We start from the raw sequence: 22,281 nt of genomic DNA on the forward strand, positions 1-22,281 counted from the left end.
TTAAGACATCTGATTTAAATGGAGAGAGTTAAAAAGATCAACGCATACTTGCGAATCTAAACTTTGCTGATCAAGCTGCGTAACAATTTTCATTGGATTTAAAGCATTACAGAAAAATAGACTTTGAATATTTTCAATTTCATCAATATGAATCGAACTTTGCTCGCATTCTATATTGTATTGCTGCATTCGTCGCAAAATTTCTGCACGCATAATTCCGTGAACGCCATTATAACGAAGTTCTGGTGTAATCCATCTATTCTTTATACGAATAAAACAATTACTGCTCACCCCTTCAACAATATTCCCTTGAAGATCACAAGCAATTGCTTCAGCCCAACCCTTTTCATCTGCTTCTTTTTTTAATAAAACCTGTTCAAGCCGATTTAACGTTTTTAACCCAACAATATTCGGCATACTAAATCCCATACGCTGAGCTAAAATTCCAGCTTGAATAAATTCTGGCTGAAAATCATTTGTTTGCTTTGGGTAATAATAAACCCATAAATCTGCATCATGATCAGGTAAGCTATAACCACGCTGCCCATTGCCACGACTAATGACAATTTTAAGTATTCCATTTACTAATTCTTGTGCATTAATCTGCTTTAAACTTGCTTCTATTAATTCAACATCAAATTTTAAAAATAGTTTTTCACATGCTAAAGCTAAACGTGCGAGATGTAAATCAAGTAACTCAATCCGTCCATTTCGTATACGTGCAGTACTAAAACAGCCATCACCATAATGAAATGCACGGTCTATTAATGAAATATAATCTGTTTCTAATGCATTTTTAAAACATTTCATCTGAAATTCATTCCTTTATTTCACTGCTTATTTTAGGTAAAAATTCACAACTTTCTATTTCTTTTTTATTCATATAAAATTCATTTTTTATTATTTTTTTGAAAAAGCAACTAGCGTTATTCTTGCCACATCTTATAAAGCATTTAAAAATTTGAGGCACACATGGATTTCTCAAAATTAAAACTCGGGGTACTTGCAGCACTCATCTCAGCAACTGCATTTACTGCATCAGCAAAGGACTTCCTCAACGTTTCTTATGATCCTACACGCGAATTGTACGATGACGTTAATAAAAATTTTGGTAAATACTGGGAAAGCCGCACAGGTCAAAAAATTAACTTCAAACAATCTCATGGTGGGTCAGGTAAACAAGCTCGTGCTGTAATTGACGGATTAGATGCAGATGTAGTGACCTTAGCACTCGCAGCAGATATTGATGCAATTGCAGAAAAAACAAAACTACTCCCTAAAGATTGGCAAAAGAAACTACCAGATAACTCCACACCTTATACATCAACAATTGTTTTCTTGGTTCGTAAAGGTAATCCCAAAGGGATTAAAGATTGGAATGATTTAGTTAAACCAGATGTAGAAATTATTACACCTAATCCAAAAACATCAGGTGGGGCTCGTTGGAATTATTTAGCAGCTTGGGCATATGCTAAAAACCAACCTGGTGGCACTGATGCTTCAGCACAAGAATTTGTACGTCAAATCTATAAAAATACAAAAGTACTCGATTCTGGTGCACGTGGCTCTACAACAACATTTGCTGAACGTGGTATTGGTGATGTTCTATTGGCTTGGGAAAATGAAGCACATCTCGCTTTACGTGAACAGCCTGGTAAATTTGAAATTGTGACACCGTCTCTTTCTATTTTAGCAGAACCACCTGTTGCTGTTGTTGAAAAAAATGCAGAGAAAAAAGGTAATCTTTACTTAGCAAAAGGTTATCTAAACTTCCTTTACTCACCGTTAGGACAAGAAATTGCAGCACGTAATTTTTACCGTCCAAGAAATCAGGCTGTTTTAGCAAAATATCAAAAAACCTTTAAACCACTCAAATTAGTCACAATTGACCAAGAATTTGGTGGCTGGGATAAAGTTCAAAAAGAACATTTCGAAAATGGTGGCGTGTTTGACAAAATTGTTGCAGCGAATAGCGGTAAATAATTAATTGAAGAATTAAGGAGTAAGCACATGACACATACTGTAATTGTTCCTGGTGTTGGTGGTAGTGAAGCTAACCATTGGCAATCATGGTTACAACAGCAACTCATGTGCTGCTCTCGCGTACAGCAAAAAAATTGGAATTTACCAATTCTTCAAATTTGGGTAAATGAATGTATAAAGACTTTAGAAGCCATTCAAAGTCATGATATTCAAATTGTGGCTCATAGCTTTGGTTGTTTAACTACAGTTGCTGCCTTAGCACAGCATTCAGAGCTGAACCTTAAAGTGAAAAATATTGTATTAGTTGCACCCGCAAATCCTGCGCGTTTTAGTGAAAGTGGTTTTGCAACCTCGCAATCTAATAATTATCTCACTTATTTTCAGCAGTTAAAAATTCAAGTTCCTGCCACACTTATCATTAGTGAAAATGATCCTTGGTTAAGTTTTGAAGATGCAAATGAACTTACAAAGGCTTGGCATTTATCACCAGTAAATCTAGGTCAAGTTGGTCATATTAATGTTGCTTCTGGATTTGGTCCTTTTCCTGAAATATTAAATTATTTAATTTCAGAAAAGACTATGCAACATATCAATATTTCTGATGACAGCAAGTATTTATTTAAATTTGCTTTTTGAATCACGCAAATTATGCTTGTTTTAAATTTCATTTTCGCTGGCAAATTTTGTCAGCATTCTCTCTTTGAGGAGTAATCATGTCGCAGCGATCCCGAGTGCTGCCAGGATTTGGTCTTTCTCTAGGCTTTACCCTAGCGTATTTATCCCTAATTGTTCTTATTCCTTTATCTGCAGTGTTTATTAAATCACTTGGTATTGGATGGGATGGATTATGGGAAATTCTATCTTCAGAGCGTATTTTGGCATCTTTAAGATTAAGTTTTAGTGCTGCAATTATTGCTGCACTTGTAAACGTAATTTTTGGACTACTTTTGGCTTGGTGTTTAGTTCGTTATACCTTCCCAGGCAAACGTATTGTTGATGCTTTAGTCGATTTACCTTTTGCCCTACCAACAGCTGTTGCAGGCATTGCCTTAACTTCTCTTTATGCTTCTACAGGTTGGATTGGACAATACTTAGAACCTATGGGAATTAAAGTCGCTTATACCCCTATTGGTATTACCTTAGCCTTAATTTTTGTTGGTTTACCATTCGTTGTTCGTACAGTTCAACCTGTATTGAGTGATTTAGAAACTGAACTTGAAGAAGCCGCATCTGCATTAGGTGCTAATCGCCTTCAAATTGTGACTAAAATTATTTTCCCAATTTTGCTTCCTGCATTAATTACAGGCTTCGCATTATCGTTCGCACGTGGCGTAGGTGAATATGGTTCAGTTATTTTCATTGCAGGCAACCAACCTTTTAAAACAGAAATTGCACCATTGATGATTATTTCTCGTTTAGAAGAATATGATTATGCAGCTGCGACAACGATTGCTGTGGTAATGCTTGTAATTTCATTTGCAATCTTGTTCTTAATTAATTTACTACAAGCATGGGCAAGCCGTCGTACAGGGAGATCTGCTCGATGAATATTAATGCAAATGCACTTGCGAAAAAATTGCAATCTAGAGATGCCACACGTGAACCAACATGGGTACGTATTACTTTATTAGTTATTGCACTGATTTTTTTCTTAAGCTGTTTAATCCTTCCACTAATCTTAGTATTTGTAGAAGCGTTTAAACAAGGCATGAATGTGTACTTTAATGCACTTGTACAGCCAGACACATTATCTGCAGTTAAGCTCACTCTATTAACAGCAGCTATTGCAGTACCATTAAATGTGGTATTTGGTGTTGCAGCAGCATGGGCTGTTGCTAAATTCAATTTCCGTGGAAAATCTATTTTAACCACGATTATTGATTTACCATTTGCAGTGTCACCTGTTATTGCAGGTTTAATGCTTGTCCTTATTTTTGGTACACAAGGCTGGTTTGGTGGCTGGTTACTCGATCACGATATTAAAATTTTATATGCAATTCCTGCTATTGTGATTGCAACGATTTTTATTACCGTTCCTTTTGTTGCACGTGAACTTATTCCACTTATGGAAGCTCAAGGTACAGAAGAAGAAGAAGCTGCTATCGTATTAGGTGCCTCAGGTTGGCAAACCTTTTGGAAAGTTACGCTCCCAAATATCAAATGGGGTCTAATCTACGGCGTCATTCTTTGTAATGCTCGTGCAATGGGTGAGTTCGGTGCTGTTTCTGTCGTGTCAGGTCATATTCGTGGAGAAACCAATACACTCCCTCTTTATGTAGAAATTCTCTATAACGAATATACCTTTAGTGCAGCATTTGCAGTGTCTTCGCTATTAGCTTTCCTTGCCATCATTACTTTAATCTTAAAAACTTGGGTTGAAGCACGCCAAGAAAAGCAAGATCAACGTAACGAAGATTCAACAGTTTCTTAAGGAATGACCTCATGAGTATTCAAGTTAAAAATATTGAAAAACACTTTGGTGCATTCCATGCACTTAAAAACATCTCTCTTGATTTTCCAGATGGTCAATTGGTGGCATTACTTGGTCCATCTGGCTGTGGTAAAACAACACTTTTACGTATTATTGCAGGCTTAGAATCTGCAGATCGTGGACAAGTCATTTTAGAAGGACAAGATGCAACAAATGTTCATGTACGTGAACGTGAAGTTGGCTTTGTTTTCCAGCATTATGCGCTTTTCCGTCATATGACGGTATTTGACAATATTGCTTTTGGTTTACGCGTACGTCCTCGTTCAACTCGCCCATCTGAAGCAGAGATTAAAAAACGCGTAACTCGCTTGCTTGATTTAGTTCAACTTGGATTTTTGGCAGATCGTTATCCTGCTCAATTATCGGGTGGCCAACGTCAACGTATTGCGCTTGCACGTGCTCTAGCTGTAGAACCACGCGTATTATTACTTGATGAACCCTTTGGTGCACTTGATGCCAAGGTTCGTAAAGAATTACGTCGTTGGTTACGTACTTTGCATGATGAACTTCATATCACTTCTATTTTTGTAACACATGACCAAGAAGAAGCACTAGAAGTTGCCGATCAAATTGTTGTCATGAACAAAGGTGACGTTGAACAGATTGGTTCACCTCGTGAAGTATATGAAAGACCAGCAACACCTTTTGTATTTGACTTCTTAGGTCAGGCGAATCGTTTTGAAGGAATTAACCATAACGGTATTATTCAAATTGGTGAAGACCGTATTCAGCTTCCAAATGCGCAAAATCTACCACAAGGTGATGTGATTGCATTTGCACGACCAAATGAATTACATATTCATGCACAACCTCAACCAAATGCTATTCAAGCAATATTCTTGCGTGAAGTATGGATTGCTGGAAAAGTGGTTGCTGAGCTTAATGACCGCCAAGGTAATTTAATTGAAATTTCTTTAACACCTGAAGAATCTAGATTACATCAATTCCGTCCAAACCAAACAGTTTGGTTAAGTGCTACCAACTTGCATTTATTTGAAAACCAAGTCGCATAAGACTTTGATGGGGGCTTCCCCCCATCCCTTAAGGAACACAGGGTATGAATTTCCAACAACTACGAATTATTCGAGAAACAGTTAGGCAGAACTTTAATCTTACCGAAGCTTCAGCGGCACTTTATACATCTCAATCTGGTGTGAGTAAACACATTAAAGACTTGGAAGATGAGTTAGGTGTTCAGCTATTCATTCGTAAAGGTAAACGTTTATTGGGCTTAACTGAACCAGGACAGGCTTTGCTCGGAATCGTAGAACGAATGTTGGTCGACGCGGACAATATTAAACGTTTATCAGATGATTTTAATCGAGTTGATGAAGGTACCTTAACTATTGCAACAACACATACACAAGCGCGTTATGTGTTACCCCCTATTGTGAATCAGTTTAAAAAAGAATTTCCAAAAGTTCATCTGATTTTACAACAAGGAAGCCCAATTGAAATTTCAGAAATGCTATTACGCGGTGAAGCTGATATTGGTATTGCAACAGAGTCTTTAACAACTGAAGAAAATCTGGCAAGTGTTCCTTATTATAATTGGCAACATAGTATTATTACACCGCAACATCATCCATTAAACTCAAAAGCAAATATTACTTTAGAAGACCTTGTTGAATATCCTATTATCACCTATCACGGTGGTTTTACAGGTCGTTCAAAAATCGACAAAGCTTTTGAAGATGCAGGATTAAGTGTTGATATTGTAATGTCCGCACTTGATGCTGATGTTATTAAAACCTATGTTGAACTTGGTATGGGTGTTGGTATCGTAAATGATCTTGCTTACGATCCTGAACGTGATTATCGCTTAAAGCAAATTGAAACTGATATTTTTGGTGAAAATACCACTTGGATTGCTGTCCGTAAAGGACACCTGTTACGTGGTTATGGATATGAGTTTATTTCTCTATGCTCGCCAAAAACAGATATCAGAGTTTTGAAAAAAATGGCATATCCTGAAGACTAAGCTACACTTTATTCTAAATTTTAGTATATAAAAAAGGCTATCAAAAGATAGCCTTTTTTAATGTAAATTTACTGTTAACAATTACCAGAAGAAATTCACACCAACTTTAGCAACTGGCATCCATTCATTTTTGCTCTTATCAGCAATATCACGGCCTTCTTGACGTACTGCATCTTGGAAGCTGCCATTATTATCAACAGCTGTCGCTGAACCTGTTGCAGTCAAACGCACACGTGGATCAGGAATGTAATACGCACCGCCTTCTACAAATGCGCCCCAGTGCTCACCAAACTTAGGAGAATAACCAAGCCCGACATAAGGTGCTAAACTTTTTCTATAGTTTAAACGACCTTCCATGTGCACACCATCTACACCTGCAACAAAGTCGGTATTATTAACAGAGAATGTATTTCCTGCATCAATATGACGATCTAAGTCATAAGTTGTATTTAAATAAGCAACACCAGCTGCAACATAAAATGCTTCAGCCCACTTATTATCACTTGCACCCCAAGGACGAATTTCTGTATTTAGATAGAACATGTCATTATTCATATCTTGATCATATTTAGAATTATTAATTTTTAGATCATCATCCCACGAAATATCGCCACCATTATAACCAAAAGCTAAACCAACATATGGATTGACAGTCCATTGAATAGCACCACCATAACCAGTTGTTCCAACTTCAGCACGCACGCCAGATGGAAATAAAAAATCATCAGATGCTACAGCACTCGTTGCAACTACAGCAAAAACAGAAGTAGCTAAAATGAACTTCATTGCTTTCATTATTTTCTCCTAAAGTAATACTAAAAAAACGCTTAAGTATTAAAAAAATATGTAATATACATTTCAATTATTATGCATTTATTATAATAATAAAACACATTTTATTAAGTTTTTATGATAAAAGTCACAATAAATTTCATTTTTAATTAAATTTTCCTAACAAATCAACTACTAAAGAATCTTAAAAATTAAGAAATTATTAACAATAAAACAACAAATTTTCATTTTCTTCAGTTTAATACATTAAAATGCATAAAAAAAAGCCACCAAAAAGGTAGCTTTTTCATCTATTAAGTAAAAATATATATTACCAATATAGATTTACACCCACTTTACCAACAGGTAGCCATTCATATTTTGTTTTATTTGCAATATTACGTGCTTCTTGACGAACTGCTTCTTTGAATTCATCATCTCGACCACCTGCAACATTACCTGTAGCCGTAAGTGTTACATCCGGATTTCTTGTGTAGTAGGCTCCAATTTCTCCAAATACTCCCCAGTTTTTATTAATTTTAGGTGCATATCCAAGCCCTACATAAGGAGCAAATGAATTATTGTAATTCAACTTACCATCAATATTAACCTGTCCCGAGGCTGTAAAACTCTTATTGTTTACAGAAAAGTCTCTACCTGAACCAACTTCACGTTCAATATCATATTTATTATCTAAATATGCTACTCCAGCAACAACATATGCAGCTTGTGCCCATTTATTTTCGCTGGTTCCCCAAGGATAAATTTCTGCATTTAAATACGTTGTCTTACTCTTTGTTTCAAGATCATATGTTGAACCATCAACTTTAAGATCATTTGACCAAGAAATTTTTCCGCCATTATAGCCAAGTGTAATTCCAATATAAGGATTTGCAGTCCACTGAATAGCACCACCATAACCAGTGGTACCTACTTCAGCACGTACACCTGTTGGCATTAGAGAAGAATCAGAAGATCCATCATTAATAACACCAGCAATGCTTGTTGAAGTCATTGTAACCAGTGCTGAAGTCGCTAAAATTACTCTTATCATTTTCATCTAACAATTCCTCAGAGGTGGTGGATTCAAATTTTTAATTAATTTTAAATATAATTCACACTACTATTCGAAGAAACGTTAGTCTGTTATTTTTGGTTATACTCATGTGTATGTTTTTAAAAATAAAAAAACAATTTCTCATTTTTTTATTTTTTTGATAATTAATCAACCATTCAAAAGAAAACTATTTCAAAAGAATCAAATATCAAAAAATTAAAATTATCTATTTCAAAAGGATTAACAATTTAATCAATCTAAAAGTGTTTTTTCATCTATTTTCACTCAAATATAGTGTAAAATCTTCAAAATTTTTATGGAAGGAAGATCATGACACAGCTTTCTACTCTTATTGAGCAAGCGTTTGAAGATCGTGCAAATTTCACAGCGGAAACATGCCCTGCTGAAATTCGCCAAGCAGTGGAAGAAGCAATTGCTGGTTTAGATAATGGTACACTTCGTGTAGCAGAAAAAATCAATGGTGAATGGGTTGTTCATCAGTGGTTAAAAAAAGCAGTATTATTATCATTTAAATTAAATGATAATAAACCTGTTGAATCTTGTGATCTTCGTTTCTATGACAAAGTAGATACTAAATTCAAAGGTTGGACTGAAGCTCAATTCAAAGAAGCTGGTGTACGTGTTGTACCTCCTGCTGTTGCTCGTAAAGGTTCATTCCAAGCAAAAAACGTTATTTTAATGCCATCTTATGTCAACATTGGTGCATATGTTGACGAAGGTACAATGGTCGACACATGGGCAACTGTTGGTTCATGTGCTCAAATTGGTAAAAATGTTCATCTTTCTGGTGGCGTTGGTATTGGTGGTGTACTTGAACCACTTCAAGCAAATCCAACAATCATTGAAGATAACTGCTTCATTGGTGCACGTTCTGAAATTGTTGAAGGTGTTATCGTTGAAGAAGGCTCTGTAATTTCAATGGGTGTATTCATTGGTCAATCAACTAAGATTTATGACCGTGAAACTGGTGAAATTCACTATGGTCGAGTTCCTGCAGGTTCTGTAGTTGTTGCTGGTAGCCTTCCATCTAAATGTGGTACTTACAGCCTATATGCGGCAATTATCGTGAAAAAAGTTGATGCTAAAACTCGTGCTAAAACTAGCTTAAACGACCTATTACGCGCAGACTAATTTTCATCTTATTATTTGGTGGAACAACTTAATGTTCCTCATCTCTACGAGCAGTCATGGTCGTAGAGATTTTTAATTTAAACTTCTCCTTTTTCTGTGGTACATGGTGTTATGACTCATCTTCGTTCATCTGCTATTCCTGTTTCTGATCCGTCTGCCGGTTTACGCATTACAGAGATATTCTATTCACTGCAAGGAGAAGCAGATACAGCAGGTCTTCCGACTGTCTTTATTCGATTAACAGGATGTCCTCTTCGCTGTACTTATTGCGATACTACCTATTCTTTTGAAGGTGGTGAGCGAAAATCATTAGAAGAAATTATTCAAACTACCTTAGATTTTAAAACACCTTATATTTGTGTTACTGGCGGTGAGCCACTTGCACAACCAAATGCCTTACCATTGATGCAACGCTTGGCAGATTTAGGCTGTGAAGTTTCACTTGAAACTAGCGGTGCTTTAGATGTTTCAAAAGTTGATGTACGTGTGTCTAAAGTATTAGATTTAAAAACACCAACATCTGGTGAAGTTACACGTAATTTGCTAAGTAATTTCGATCACTTAACTCAGCATGACCAAATTAAATTTGTCATTTGTAATCGTGAAGATTATGAATGGTCAAAAGAGCAAGTTGAAAAATACCAACTAAATGACAAAGTAAGTACGATTTGGTTCTCACCAGCCTTTGCTGTTGAAAAAGGTGCTGTTCGCTTACCTCAGTTGGCACGTGATTTAGCACAATGGATTTTAGAAGACCATCTCCCTGTACGTTTCCAACTTCAACTACATAAGTTGTTATGGAATGATGAAACTGGTCGTTAATGATGAATGATTTTGGAGAATTAAAGATGCGCCCTCGTGCCGTAGTTTTATTATCTGGTGGATTAGATTCAACAACATGTTTAGCTTGGGCTCAAGCAAGATATGACTGTATTGCTCTTAGTTTTCGATATGGTCAACGCTCTTCTACAGAACTTGATGCTGCAAAAGCATTAGCAGAACGTTCTGGTGTTGAGCATCGTATTATTAATATTGATTTAGGTAACTTAGGTGGTTCTGCGCTTACTGACCATAATATTGATGTACCAGATCATGAGCAAGAAGGGATTCCTATTACTTATGTTCCAGCACGTAATACCATCTTTTTATCTTATGCATTAGCAGCAGCAGAAGTTTTTGGTGCTGAAGCTATTGTGATTGGTATTAATGCTGTTGATTATTCAGGTTATCCTGATTGTCGTCCAGAATTTATTGATGCATTTGCAAATATGGCTCGTTTGGCAACTAAAGTCGGTGTTGAAGGAAAACCTCTTAAATTTGAAACACCTCTGTTACATTTATCTAAAGCAAATATCATTCGCTTAGGTGTAGAACATGGCGTAGACTATAGTCAAACAGTGTCATGCTATCAAGCTGACCAAGAAGGACGAGCATGTGGTAAATGCGATAGCTGTCGTTTACGTAAACAAGGTTTCGTTGAAGCAGGTATCGAAGACCCTACTCGCTATATTCCTAATAACTAGGACACATGAGCTTTATGAAATCTAAAATTCTACTTTCTACAATCATTGCATTAGCATCATTTTCATCAGTAGCAACGTTCGCATCAGACGAACAAGCTAAAAAATTAGATGCAGCATTTAAGAGCACAAATATTAAACAAGGTTTAATCAATGTCTGTGTAGATGACTACACTAAAGCAGGTGCATTGAATAAACTAACTAAAGCTGAAGTGACTAAATTATGTAAATGTAATGTTGAATCTCGTGGTCGTATGACAGAGAGTCAAAAATGGGAACTTCAAAGTGCAACAAATGCGAAGAACCAAGCTAAAGTAAAAGAGATTTTAGATCGTTTACAAAAAGCAGATGAACCTAAAATCAAAGCTTGTTTAGGTCCTGATTTACAGAAAAAACTATTAAGCTTACAAGCTAAATAATTTCTTTCTAAAATAAAAAAAGCCACAAATCTGTGGCTTTTTTTATCACCAAAGATCTCGCTATTTCTCTATCATTCCAAATCAACTATAGTCTTCGTATTACGATAAACTCAAATTTAAAAGGGATAAATTCGATATGTCATCAAACATCAATTTACCAAACCAAAACTTCCCGACAACAACAGGTGAAATAAATCTTACTGAAGTGACCACACCTTGGTTAATTGTTTATTTTTACCCTAAAGATTCAACGCCAGGCTGTACAACACAAGCAGTTGGATTTTCATGCTTAAAAGATCAATTTGATGCACTAAACACAACAATATTTGGTATTTCTCGTGATTCTGTAAAAGCTCATCAAAATTTCACAGAAAAACAAAACTTAAGCATTAATCTTATTAGCGATAAAGACGAAGTTTTGTGTCAAATTTTTGATGTGATTAAAGAAAAAAATATGTATGGCAAAAAAGTAATGGGAATTGAACGTTCAACTTTTATTTTCCATGAAAGTAAATTAGTTAAAGAATATCGAAAAGTAAAAGCGGCAGGTCATGCTGAACAAGTGTTGGAAGACTTAAAAGCACTTCAAACGGTTTAAGTCCACAAACAGTAATGAAATTAAATAAAACTTAATTTCATTACTGTTAAATTAGTGAATATGCAATCATCCACATCACAATGGCAATCATAAAATCTAAAATTTTCCAAGCGCGATAATCTTTAAATATAGGCTGAAGAAGTCGTGCCCCATAACCTAATAAAAAGAAAAATATCCAAGATGCTAAAATAGCACCTAAAGCGAAGTAAACTATTGTTTCTTCAATTCCTGTAGAAATAGCGCCAATAAGAATGACTGTATCTAAATAAACATGTGGATTCAGCCATGTCAAAGCTAAACAAATAGATAATGATTTTAGAAGATTATTTTCGTCAAGGTCACTTTCTTCTAAAACATTTTTTGACCTGCATGCCTGATAAAAATGCTGTGCTCCATATACGACTAAGAAACCTGCACCTATATATTTAACCCACTGAATTACATCTGCATAAGTTAAGACTAATTTAGAAAACCCAAATACACCGGCTGTAATTAAAATAGAATCTGATACAGCACAAATAAAACAAATCCAGAATATATGCTGTTTTTTTAGACCTTGTTTTAAAACAAATGTATTTTGAGCTCCAATTGCAACAATCAAACTGAGGCTAACAAAAAAACCTTGAAAAAATGTCTGTAACATTTAATTTTTCATATTTTAAAATGATAAAAAGATTATCTCGTATTTTTTATACAATTAAGTAATATTAAGAAAATATCAATTTAATTAAATTTTTTTAAGGTTTTATATGTTGCCACATAAATCTTGTGAAGCATTTCTTAGCGTTGCAGAATATGGAAGTTTTGAAGCTGCTGCTTTAAAACTTTGTATTACAGCATCAGCAGTTACTTTAAGAATACAAGCTTTAGAAAAACAACTTGGACAAATTTTAATACTTAGAGAACGTCCCTGCCGCGTAACATTAGCAGGACAACTCCTACTAGAACATCTTCAACATCAACGTTTACTAGAAGATCATTTATTACAACAATTACAAGGGAAAAAAAGTGCACGTGCATTTTATAAAATAAATATTGGAACCAATGCAGACTAATTAGCAACATGGTTACTTCCTGCAATTAGTAAAACATTAATCCATGAACATATCACTTTAAATATTATTATTGATGATCAATCAAAAACTCATCAACTATTAGAAACAGGGCTAGTCAATGCTTGTATTTCAGCTGAAAAAATGAATATTAAAGGTTGTGTTTCACATCATTTAGGATGTATGGAATATATGATGGTTTGCACACCTCTTTTCTATCAAACTTACTTTAACTCTGGTGTTTCTAGAGATACTATAAGTACTGCACCAGCCATTATTTTTAATGCTAAAGATCATTTACATGAAGATGTCACATTGACATTATTTGGCTTAAATAAACAACAATATCCGTATCACTTTATTCCGTCATCTACCTCTTTTGTTGATGCGATTGAACAACACTTAGGCTACGGACTTGTTCCTACAATTCAAATTGAGACGCAGCTAAAAGCAGGTCATTTAATTGGAATACTCCCCAATGCCAAAAAAAATGTTCATTTATATTGGCATCATTGGAAAAAACAGTCCGATAGCTTGACTGAACTAAGCAATTCGATTATTGAATATGCTCAGATATGGTTAAAACCAAATCATTCATTTGATACCCATACACCTTTAACCTGAATATTAACATTCTCACCGATACCAGCTACAGCAGGTTGCATTCCAAAATCAGAGCGCTTAATTATTGTTGTTGCTAAGACATCCAGTTTTTCTGAGTTTTGATCATCTGGTTTTAATATCGTTTCAAAAATGACAGGCTTTGTTACTCCACGTATTGTTAACATTCCATAGATATAATATTTATTTTTTTCTATTTTTTTAAAATGAGTGCTTTTAAATACAATCGTTTTATATTTTTCAACATAAAATAAATCTTTTCCCAAAATTTTCTTTTTTAAAGATGATCGATTAATTTCAACACTTTCAACATTTAAAATAAATTCAGTAGATGCTTGTTTAAAATCACTAATTTTAAAATTCATTTTAGATTGGACTTGAGTAAACTTCCCATTTACAACTGAAATTCCTAGCGATTTAATATCAAAACTAATGAGACTTTGTGATGATAATGTCCATTCTTGTGCATATACATTTAAAGCCCCTATCCAACTCATTACAGATAAAAGGCTTAAAAATTTTAATTGTTTTTTCATTCTTTATTTAACTCTTATTATGCTCTTTTATTTTGGGATGATCTTTCAAGTCATGAAAAATATTCCATCTATAAAAAAGCATAATTTAAGTTATAAAAGATTTGTTTTATCTTGAGTTTCGAATTTGTGCTGAAGTTGTTTATAAATTGGATTGATTTGAAACTTTTGTAAAAACTTGATTGTACCCATAGGAAATGCCGTTTTATCTATAATGCCTCGGTAATAAGCTTCCCTCATTGGTGTAGCAGACATTGCTCCTTCTAAACTATCAAGCTCCACCATTTCCCATTCGGGAAAGAACTTTAAATAATACGAAGAATCATCTTTAAAATGACCAATTAAACCAATTTTGTCTGAAAATTCTGTCTTTCCTTCTACCAATTTTTTGACTAATTTTTGCCATTTTTCATCATCATAAACATCATGAATATGAACAAATACAATACGTTTTTGCTCATCTTCCGTAAAATTCGCTAAAATCATTTCTTCGCGTTCAATCGCTAAAAATGGATTTTTAATATTGCGCTCAAGCTGTGCAGAACCCAATGCTAAAATCACAAACTGACTTTTTTCTAAAGCAATTTTTACCGTTTGCAAATGTGCCAAGTGAAAAGGCTGAAAGCGACCAATAAAAACGAGATAATCAAACGTATATTTCATAGCACACACAATTTTTATGAACTCATAAGTTATGCCATAAAATTATTTTTACGACATAATGAGCAGATAAAATCAATTAAATTTCAAACTAGGATAGTACGATGACACTGAGCTGTATTCAACAACCGCATGAACATTTACAAGCAAATTTAACCAATGGTATTTTGACTTTATCGATCGACCGTCCACAAGCCAAAAATGCACTTTATGGTGAACTTTACTTAAAGATTGCACAAGCCTTAGATGAAGCAGATTTAGATTCAAATGTTCGAGTTGTTATTTTACGTGGTTCAGATGCAGATTTTTCTGCAGGTAATGACATGCAAGACTTTATGAAGTTCATTCAGTCACCACTTGAAGGAAAAGCTGGAGATACTCCGCCATTTATACTCCTTAAATCTGCCGCAAAGTTTTCAAAACCTCTTATTGCTGCTGTTCGTGGTGTCGCTATAGGAATTGGCGTCACTATTTTACTTCACTGTGATCTTGCCTATTGTGATGATACAGCACTATTTCAAATTCCATTTGTAAGTTTAGGCTTATCACCAGAAGGTGCTTCTAGTAAATTATTAGTTGAACAAGCTGGCTATCATAAAGCAGCTGAACTCTTATTTACTGCTCAAAAGTTTGATAGCAAAACAGCATATGAAGCTCATCTTATTAATTCTATTGAAAATAATGTTTATAAATTTGCACAACAAAAAGCAGAGCAACTTTCATTACTGCCACTTGCATCGCTTAAACAAACTAAAGCGTTAATGAAACATAACGTAAAAGACATAGTAGAATGTATTGATCATGAAGCTGAAATTTTTATGAGCCGTGTGGGCTCGCCAGAAATGATGGAAGCGGTTGCTGCGTTTATGCAGAAACGTAAACCTGATTTTTCTCAATTTAATTAGTCAATTAAACTCCTAACCGAATAATTAGGAGTTATTTAAATGGTCTGTCATTATGTCTCAAACTCAAGAACGCTATTACGAACCCGCTCCAGAAAATATTGATGTTGAAAATTTTAGGAAAGTCATTGAAAGTCGACGCTCTGTTCGAAAATTCACTGAAAAACCAATTCCAAATGAAATTCTAGATGCATGTTTAGACCTTGCTTTACTTGCACCAAACTCATCTAATTTACAACCTTGGACATTTTATGTTGTTCAAAATCCAACAAAGAAAAAAAAATTAGTAAAAGCATGTTTAGGGCAATTAGCTGCCAAAACTGCTGCTGAACTCATTGTTTGTGTAGCACGTACAGACCGTATCGATCAAATGGCGAAAATGAATATTTCAGAATTCCCATTTCCTGAAGCACCAAAAGCAGTTAAAAAATATTATCAATTTATTCCATACAACTATAAAACTGGTTTTTTAAATTCATTCGGTCATTTCAAAAAAGTAGCTTTCAAAGTTGCACGTCGTTTAGATAAACAACTTCCTGTAAGTGCATTTACCCCAGCCGATGCAAAATTATGGGCAACAAAAACCACTGCTTTAGCATGTGAAAACCTCGTACTTTCATTACGTGCCTACGGTTTTGATAGTTGTATGATGGAAGGTTTTGATGAGCCATTAGTACGAAAAATTTTAGACTTAAATCATCATCAGTTCCCTGTAATGGTTATTGGTGCTGGTGAGCGTGCTAAAGATGGTGTATTTTTCCCACAATATAGATTTGATCGAAATCTATTTATTGAGAAAGTTTAATATTTATAATTTTAAAGAATACAAATAAATAAGCTTCATAATAATTGAGGCTTATTTATCAACCATTCCAAAATTAATTTATTTTTCAATAAAAATAAATCTGCATTAAAATAATAAATATAAAATCATTTTGATATAAATAAAAATAATATAAAAACCATATAAAAAGAATGCTAGGATAAAATCCTGCTATCAAAGATTTAAAATATTAATACTAAATCTTTATAAAGGATTTAATAGCAACGATAAAACTATAATAGTTAATGGAGTAACGCCATCATGGTAAAAAAATCATTACTTATTACAAGCTCTATTTTAATACTTGGTATAAGTCTAAGTGCTTGTAATAAAAATAAAGTAAACTTTGGTGAACCTAAAAGACCTGAATGTATAGCCCCTGCTAAACCAGGTGGTGGTTTTGATCTGACCTGTAAACTTGCACAAAATGGCTTAAAATCTACAGACATCTTAAAAGCACCAATGCGTGTTACATATATGCCTGGTGGTGTAGGTGCTGTTGCTTATAATAAAATTGTAGCAAATGATCCAGCCAATAATGACGCGATTATTGCCTTCTCCACAGGCTCATTATTAAATATCGCTCAAGGAAAATTTGGTCAATATAATGAAAAAGATGTTCGTTGGCTTGCAGCTGTAGGCACCGACTACGGTATGGTAGCTGTTAAAGAAGATTCTCCATTCAAAAGTCTTAATGATTTAGTTGATGCACTTAAAAAAGATCCGCAATCTGTTAGTTTTGGTGCTGGTGGCAGTGTTGGTGGTCAAGATTGGCTACAAACAGCAATGCTTGCCAAAGCGGCTGGCATTGATCCCAAAAAAATGACATATATTGCGTTAGAAGGTGGTGGTGAAGCTGTTACTGCCGTTTTAGGCAACCATATTCAAATTGTAAGTGCAGGTATTGCAGAAATAGTACCTCATGTTAAAGCAGGAAAAATGCGAGTACTTGCAGTGTTTTCTAAAGATCGCTTACCAGGTGACCTTGCTACGATTCCAACCGCTAAAGAGCAAGGTTATGACATAGAATGGCCTGTTATTCGTGGTTATTATATGGGACCAAAAGTGAGTGATGAAGCCTTTGATTGGTGGAAGTCAGCATTTGATAACATGGCAAAAAATAATAAATTTGAAGATATTCGCAAACAATATGATTTATTGCCTTTATCTATGTCTGGTGATGAGCTTACTCAATATGTTGAAAAACAGACAAATCTCTTTAGAGAACTTTCTAAAGAATATGACCTCGTATCCAAATAAAAACTTTTATACATCATTATAAATTTAAAAAGATGAGTAAACCTTTGTTTTACTCATCATGATACAAGGGAATGCTATGTTGATTGAAAGAATTTTTTCTAGCTGCTTAGTAATAACCAGCATTATATTATTGTTTATTGCATTAGAGTTTGTTGCACCTATTGCATATGACCCACTTGGTCCCCGCCCTTATCCAATTTTATTACTCTGCTTAATTAGTTTTTCTTGTTTATATTTAACAATTAGACCAAAAAAGTTTTCTGAAACACTAAATTTAGGATTCAATCCTCTTATTATTAAGAAAATAATATTAACACTGATTTGTTTTTTTATTTATGCGATTAGTTTTGAATTTTTAGGATTTATTATCTCAACCGCATTAATGTCAACCGCTATTGGTATTTTATTTGGTGGAAATATTAAAGCTTCAACCATTAGCGGAATTTCTTTAAGCATTTCTTGTTATTTTTTATTTGATTATCTTTTAGATGTTCCCTTACCACTTGGATTATTAAATCAATAAGGACATATATATGGACATATATGGATATTTATTACATGGTTTTCAAATTGCCTTATTGCCAGAAAATATTTTATTAGCTGTCATTGGTGCTTTTATTGGCACAATTGTGGGTTTATTACCAGGGCTTGGACCAATTAATGGTGTCGCTTTACTTTTACCATTTGCATTTGCTATGGGATTACCACCTGAAAGTGCCTTAATTTTATTGGCCGCAGTATATTTAGGTTGTGAATATGGCGGACGTATTTCAGCAATTCTCATTAATGTTCCAGGTGATGCAGCCGCCATTATGTCAACACTTGATGGCTACCCTTTAGCAAAACAAGGAAAAGCAGGTATTGCACTTTCTTTATCTGCTGTCAGCTCTTTTACCGGTAGCTTTATTGCGACATTAGGCATTGTTTTCTTTGCACCGTTACTTGCAAAATGGGCAATTGTATTTGGTCCTGCTGAATATTTTGTTCTTATGGTCTTTGCCTTAACCTGCTTAAGTGGATTAATTAGCGACCAGCCTGTAAAAACAGGCGTTTCAGCACTGATTGGACTATTAATTGCCACAATAGGTGTCGATGCAGTTACTGGTGTTTATCGCTTTACTTTTGGTTCTGTCAACTTAAGTGACGGCGTCCAATTTACAACCATTGTAATTGGCTTCTTTAGTATCAGTGAAATTTTGATCATGCTCGAACAAACCACAGCAGGACAAAAAGCACTTACTCAAGGAAAACGCAGTCTATTTAATTTTAAAGAATATTTATTTACCTTAGGATCAACACTCCGTTCCTCATTGCTTGGATTTGTCGTCGGTATTCTTCCTGGTGCAGGTGCTACAATTGCAAGTGCAATGGCTTATACCAGTGAACGCAAACTTGCAGGGAAAAATAGTAAATTTGGGGAAGGTGATTTAAGAGGGATTGCTGCACCAGAAGCTGCTAATAATGCATCTGCTTGTGGTTCCTTTGTTCCAATGCTGACCTTGGGCGTACCAGGTTCAGGGACTACTGCTGTTATGTTAGGTGCTCTAACACTTTATAATATTACACCAGGTCCGCAATTATTTACTGAGCAACCAGACATTGTTTGGGGACTTATTGCTTCACTCTTTATTGGTAACGTTGTTTTACTATTCATGAATATTCCATTAGTTGGATTTTTTGCCAAACTTTTAACTATTCCAAATTTTATTTTAATTCCAGCTATTGCAACTGTTAGTTTCGTAGGTGTCTATGCAATTCATAGTACAGTTTTCGACTTAGTTTTAATGGTTGGCTTAGGTATATTTGGCTATATTTTAAGAAAACTAAATTTCCCACTTTCTGCACTGATTCTAGGTTATGTATTAGGTGAGTTAATGGAGTCAAGTTTAAGACGTGCTTTATCCATTTCACATGGTAATATTTCTATCTTATTCGATAGTACAATTACACAAGTGTTATGGTGCTTAGCTGGATTTATGATTGTTCTACCACTATTCCGTTATTTCCGTCAGCGTCGTAAATCAACACTTGCATAACATCTAAACCTCTCAATAGCATATTTATGCTATTGAGATTAAATAATAAGAGATAATGCAGTGGTCTACTTTAAGTACTTTTATAGTTTTTGTTTTGCTTTATTTGGTGCATTTATTGCTCAAAAACTACATTTACCAATTCCCTGGTTACTTGGACCACTATTTATTACTGCACTCCTTAAAATAAATAATGTCCCTATAGAATGCCATAAATCTGCCCGACAGATTGGTTTACTCATCATTGGATTATCTTTAGGTTTATATTTTACTCCTGACATGATTCGTATTGTTCTTAGTCATTGGATGGTACTTTTATGTGGTTTAGCTTTTGCACTTATTTTAGGCGCACTCACAGCGTGTATTATTTATAAATGGGGAGATGTTGATTTTAAAACAGCATGGTTTGCATCTGCTGTAGGTGGTGCAAATGAAATGGCAAATTTAGCAGAGCATTATCGAGCACGCGTTGATAAAGTTGCTTCTGCACATGCTTTACGCGTTGTTTTAGTTGTCGTTATTATTCCATTTTTTTACGAGTTTATGAGCTGGCAAGGTACAGATTTAACTGAAATAGCCAGTATTCCTGTCCATTGGGGCAACTTCGCTCTACTCTTTATTTTATGTTTAATTGGCTGTTTCATTTTTAAAAAATTTAAACTACCTAATCCTTGGACATTTGGTCCCTTGCTTGTTGCCATGCTTTTAACAGCAAACAGCATCCAACTTTCTTCTATTCCTCCGTCAATTTTACATTTAGGTCAGGTTCTTTTAGGTTGGTCTTTGGGTAATAAATTTAGTCAAAGCTTTTTTAAAACTGCGCCTAAATATATGTCAGTCGTTGCTTGTGCCAATATTTTAAGCATCGCTTTAGCATTTTTATTTTCCTATATTCTTATCTTTTTTGTAGATTTGCCCCTACCCACTATTTTATTAGGCTTAGCACCTGGTGGTGTTGCCGAAATGACATTAACCGCTAAAGTTTTGCATTTAGGTGTACCAATGGTCACTGCTTTTCATGTGGTGAGAATGATTGGCGTAATGAGTACCGTGGGACCTCTTTATTTTTATATAGATAAAAAATTTAATCCCGATCATAAAAAAATTGATTAAATTTCAATATTAACAATCTGTAAAAACTCAAAAGCAGGCTCTTCATAAGGATGGCTTGCTTTTAATGCTTTTACTACAGCATGTGCATTTTCTTCAGGGACAATGGTTTCAACTCGCCATTCAGGTAGTTGTTCTAAAGTATCGAGTTCACCAATAAACGGATTTGCACCTTTTACGGGTTTAAATTGCCCTGTACCCAATACTTGCCAAGCACAATGTTCATAATTCCCTATACCACCTGCTCCCGCATTAAAAATTGAAAGTTTTGTCAATTCTAAATGTGATTCAGGAACATAATAAATCAGTTTAAGCATACAACCGCCTTTCATATTAAGAAGAATGTGATTGAGCACATATATCAATAATTCGTTGTAAAGCCATATTTTTAGACATACGGCTAAAACTAGCATAAATACTAAGTTTTGGTAGCAAAACATCACATGGTATAACCTTAATTTCAGGAGATAAAAACTTTAATAAATATTCGGGTACAAAACTAAATCCCATTCCCATATTAATTAAGTTTAGATGTTGCATCACATTTGTAACCCAAAGCATCTGCTCATGTTGTTGCTGATCAAATGAAATAAGATCATTAATTTTGTCATAAAACACAGGTGAGGCATTTTTTTCACACATAATTAAAGTATGATTTTTCAGCTCTTTCAGCTTTATTATTCGGTCTTTTAAATGCAAACTTTGATGTGCTACTAAATAAATTTGCTCCTGCATCAATTGAATATTCTCAAAATCAGGATGATCTAAATAAAGCCTTGTAAAACAAATATCTAATTCTGAATTTTTAAGCTTTTGAACCTGTTCTAGACAAGTAAGACTATATAAATGAATATTTATATTTGGAAAATCTTGCTTTAACCGTACCAATATACTTGGCATCACTTTTATTTCGGCAACATTTAATAAACCCATATGAATTTGGTTAGTTTTATTCTGAGCAACTTGACGTGCGGCAGCAACTGCTCTTTTTGCATTCTCTAATGCTTTTTTTGCATAAATTAAGAAGGCTTCACCTTCAGCAGTTAAGCTGATTTTTCGAGTTCCTCTGTCAAATAAACTTACCCCCACTTCTTGCTCTAGATCTTTAATTTGCTGGCTTAATGAAGGCTGAACAGTAAACAATTTATCTGCTGCTTTGGTAAAACTTTGCTCTTGTGCAACTGTAACAAAATAGCGTAGATGTCTAAGCTCCATGACATACCACCATAATCAAATATCCATTTCAAATATAGTTAGAAAATATATAGCTCTATAGTTTATATGAATACTTATATCGAGATGTAATTGATTTGCA

General features: G+C 34.5%; 25 protein-coding genes and 1 pseudogene. 18 read left to right on the forward strand and 8 right to left on the reverse strand.

All coding sequences use genetic code 11. The annotated features are described in order from the left end of the window. Positions 1–810: an aminodeoxychorismate lyase gene (gene pabC / locus AOY20_RS13675; protein ID WP_054582387.1), complete on the reverse strand. Its 810-nt coding sequence runs from the start codon at positions 808–810 to the stop codon at positions 1–3. Positions 811–972: 162 nt separating this feature from the next. Here pabC and AOY20_RS13680 point away from each other — a divergent pair, with 162 nt between their 5' ends. From AOY20_RS13680 to AOY20_RS13705, 6 genes are all read left to right on the forward strand, one after another. Continuing rightward, positions 973–1,983 (forward strand): sulfate ABC transporter substrate-binding protein, encoded by a 1,011-nt coding sequence (locus AOY20_RS13680; protein WP_054582388.1) that lies wholly within the window; start codon positions 973–975, stop codon positions 1,981–1,983. Between the two features lie 27 nt (positions 1,984–2,010). Next, entirely contained in the window at positions 2,011–2,619 is a 609-nt protein-coding gene (locus AOY20_RS13685) for an RBBP9/YdeN family alpha/beta hydrolase (RefSeq protein ID WP_054582389.1), read from the forward strand. 77 nt (positions 2,620–2,696) lie between these two features. Then, on the forward strand, positions 2,697–3,530 hold the full coding sequence (gene cysT / locus AOY20_RS13690; RefSeq protein ID WP_054582390.1) for a sulfate ABC transporter permease subunit CysT: 834 nt from the start codon (positions 2,697–2,699) through the stop codon (positions 3,528–3,530). Next, complete coding sequence (gene cysW, locus AOY20_RS13695) at positions 3,527–4,414, forward strand: sulfate ABC transporter permease subunit CysW (protein ID WP_054582391.1); 888 nt, start codon at positions 3,527–3,529, stop codon at positions 4,412–4,414. Before cysT ends, cysW begins: the two co-directional genes overlap by 4 nt. An 11-nt stretch (positions 4,415–4,425) precedes the next feature. Continuing rightward, positions 4,426–5,487: a sulfate/molybdate ABC transporter ATP-binding protein gene (locus tag AOY20_RS13700; RefSeq protein ID WP_054582392.1), complete on the forward strand. Its 1,062-nt coding sequence runs from the start codon at positions 4,426–4,428 to the stop codon at positions 5,485–5,487. A 44-nt stretch (positions 5,488–5,531) separates the two neighbouring features. Continuing rightward, the gene (locus AOY20_RS13705) at positions 5,532–6,455 is read left to right on the forward strand and encodes a CysB family HTH-type transcriptional regulator (RefSeq protein WP_054582393.1); all 924 of its coding nucleotides are present in this window, start codon (positions 5,532–5,534) and stop codon (positions 6,453–6,455) included. A gap of 81 nt (positions 6,456–6,536) precedes the next feature. Here the strand turns inward: AOY20_RS13705 and carO (AOY20_RS13710) are convergent, their stop codons facing one another. Together carO (AOY20_RS13710) and carO (AOY20_RS13715) are read right to left on the reverse strand one after the other, a co-directional pair. After that, positions 6,537–7,250, reverse strand: a complete 714-nt coding sequence (gene carO / locus AOY20_RS13710; RefSeq protein WP_054582394.1) for an ornithine uptake porin CarO — start codon at positions 7,248–7,250, stop codon at positions 6,537–6,539. A 307-nt stretch (positions 7,251–7,557) separates the two neighbouring features. Then, on the reverse strand, positions 7,558–8,286 hold the full coding sequence (gene carO, locus AOY20_RS13715; protein WP_054582395.1) for an ornithine uptake porin CarO: 729 nt from the start codon (positions 8,284–8,286) through the stop codon (positions 7,558–7,560). Positions 8,287–8,613: 327 nt separating this feature from the next. On the opposite strand from carO (AOY20_RS13715), the gene dapD reads away from it, so the two are divergent. The 5 genes from dapD (at position 8,614) to AOY20_RS13740 (ending at position 11,972) form a co-directional block, all read left to right on the forward strand. Next, a complete protein-coding gene (gene dapD, locus AOY20_RS13720) occupies positions 8,614–9,435 on the forward strand; it encodes a 2,3,4,5-tetrahydropyridine-2,6-dicarboxylate N-succinyltransferase (protein WP_054582396.1) in 822 nt (273 codons plus the stop codon). Between the two features lie 111 nt (positions 9,436–9,546). After that, the gene (queE, locus tag AOY20_RS13725) at positions 9,547–10,257 is read left to right on the forward strand and encodes a 7-carboxy-7-deazaguanine synthase QueE (protein WP_054582623.1); all 711 of its coding nucleotides are present in this window, start codon (positions 9,547–9,549) and stop codon (positions 10,255–10,257) included. Positions 10,258–10,283: 26 nt separating this feature from the next. Further along, positions 10,284–10,958: a 7-cyano-7-deazaguanine synthase QueC gene (gene queC, locus AOY20_RS13730; protein WP_054582624.1), complete on the forward strand. Its 675-nt coding sequence runs from the start codon at positions 10,284–10,286 to the stop codon at positions 10,956–10,958. Positions 10,959–10,972: 14 nt separating this feature from the next. Beyond that, the gene (locus AOY20_RS13735) at positions 10,973–11,374 is read left to right on the forward strand and encodes a hypothetical protein (protein ID WP_081403405.1); all 402 of its coding nucleotides are present in this window, start codon (positions 10,973–10,975) and stop codon (positions 11,372–11,374) included. A 136-nt stretch (positions 11,375–11,510) separates the two neighbouring features. Next, positions 11,511–11,972, forward strand: a complete 462-nt coding sequence (locus tag AOY20_RS13740; RefSeq protein ID WP_054582398.1) for a peroxiredoxin — start codon at positions 11,511–11,513, stop codon at positions 11,970–11,972. Positions 11,973–12,018: 46 nt separating this feature from the next. Here the strand turns inward: AOY20_RS13740 and AOY20_RS13745 are convergent, their stop codons facing one another. Continuing rightward, a complete protein-coding gene (locus AOY20_RS13745; protein ID WP_054582399.1) occupies positions 12,019–12,615 on the reverse strand; it encodes a LysE/ArgO family amino acid transporter in 597 nt (198 codons plus the stop codon). A gap of 106 nt (positions 12,616–12,721) precedes the next feature. Between AOY20_RS13745 and AOY20_RS13750 the strand changes: the two are divergent. Beyond that, positions 12,722–13,648 (forward strand): annotated as a pseudogene (locus AOY20_RS13750) (LysR family transcriptional regulator ArgP). Here the strand turns inward: AOY20_RS13750 and AOY20_RS13755 are convergent. Together AOY20_RS13755 and AOY20_RS13760 are read right to left on the reverse strand one after the other, a co-directional pair. Then, positions 13,615–14,181: a YceI family protein gene (locus AOY20_RS13755; protein WP_081403406.1), complete on the reverse strand. Its 567-nt coding sequence runs from the start codon at positions 14,179–14,181 to the stop codon at positions 13,615–13,617. The pseudogene AOY20_RS13750 and the gene AOY20_RS13755 sit on opposite strands and share 34 nt — an antisense overlap. A gap of 90 nt (positions 14,182–14,271) precedes the next feature. After that, positions 14,272–14,841 (reverse strand): nicotinate-nicotinamide nucleotide adenylyltransferase, encoded by a 570-nt coding sequence (locus AOY20_RS13760; RefSeq protein WP_054582400.1) that lies wholly within the window; start codon positions 14,839–14,841, stop codon positions 14,272–14,274. Positions 14,842–14,942: 101 nt separating this feature from the next. Here AOY20_RS13760 and AOY20_RS13765 point away from each other — a divergent pair, with 101 nt between their 5' ends. From AOY20_RS13765 to AOY20_RS13790, 6 genes are all read left to right on the forward strand, one after another. Further along, entirely contained in the window at positions 14,943–15,743 is an 801-nt protein-coding gene (locus AOY20_RS13765) for an enoyl-CoA hydratase-related protein (RefSeq protein WP_054582401.1), read from the forward strand. A 52-nt stretch (positions 15,744–15,795) separates the two neighbouring features. Next, complete coding sequence (locus AOY20_RS13770) at positions 15,796–16,545, forward strand: nitroreductase family protein (RefSeq protein WP_054582402.1); 750 nt, start codon at positions 15,796–15,798, stop codon at positions 16,543–16,545. A 279-nt stretch (positions 16,546–16,824) separates the two neighbouring features. After that, the gene (locus tag AOY20_RS13775) at positions 16,825–17,823 is read left to right on the forward strand and encodes a tripartite tricarboxylate transporter substrate binding protein (RefSeq protein WP_054582403.1); all 999 of its coding nucleotides are present in this window, start codon (positions 16,825–16,827) and stop codon (positions 17,821–17,823) included. 76 nt (positions 17,824–17,899) lie between these two features. Continuing rightward, on the forward strand, positions 17,900–18,346 hold the full coding sequence (locus AOY20_RS13780; RefSeq protein WP_054582404.1) for a tripartite tricarboxylate transporter TctB family protein: 447 nt from the start codon (positions 17,900–17,902) through the stop codon (positions 18,344–18,346). A gap of 10 nt (positions 18,347–18,356) precedes the next feature. After that, positions 18,357–19,859 (forward strand): tripartite tricarboxylate transporter permease, encoded by a 1,503-nt coding sequence (locus tag AOY20_RS13785; RefSeq protein ID WP_054582405.1) that lies wholly within the window; start codon positions 18,357–18,359, stop codon positions 19,857–19,859. 60 nt (positions 19,860–19,919) lie between these two features. Next, on the forward strand, positions 19,920–20,969 hold the full coding sequence (locus AOY20_RS13790) for an AbrB family transcriptional regulator (protein ID WP_054582406.1): 1,050 nt from the start codon (positions 19,920–19,922) through the stop codon (positions 20,967–20,969). Here the strand turns inward: AOY20_RS13790 and AOY20_RS13795 are convergent. Together AOY20_RS13795 and AOY20_RS13800 are read right to left on the reverse strand one after the other, a co-directional pair. Then, entirely contained in the window at positions 20,966–21,283 is a 318-nt protein-coding gene (locus AOY20_RS13795) for a YqfO family protein (RefSeq protein ID WP_054582407.1), read from the reverse strand. The two genes, AOY20_RS13790 and AOY20_RS13795, sit on opposite strands and share 4 nt — an antisense overlap. Positions 21,284–21,299: 16 nt before the next feature. Beyond that, a complete protein-coding gene (locus AOY20_RS13800) occupies positions 21,300–22,181 on the reverse strand; it encodes a LysR family transcriptional regulator (RefSeq protein WP_054582408.1) in 882 nt (293 codons plus the stop codon). Positions 22,182–22,281: the final 100 nt, after the last annotated feature.

The sequence above is a fragment of the Acinetobacter equi genome, from assembly GCF_001307195.1.
GTDB classification, from domain to species: Bacteria; Pseudomonadota; Gammaproteobacteria; order Pseudomonadales; family Moraxellaceae; genus Acinetobacter; species Acinetobacter equi.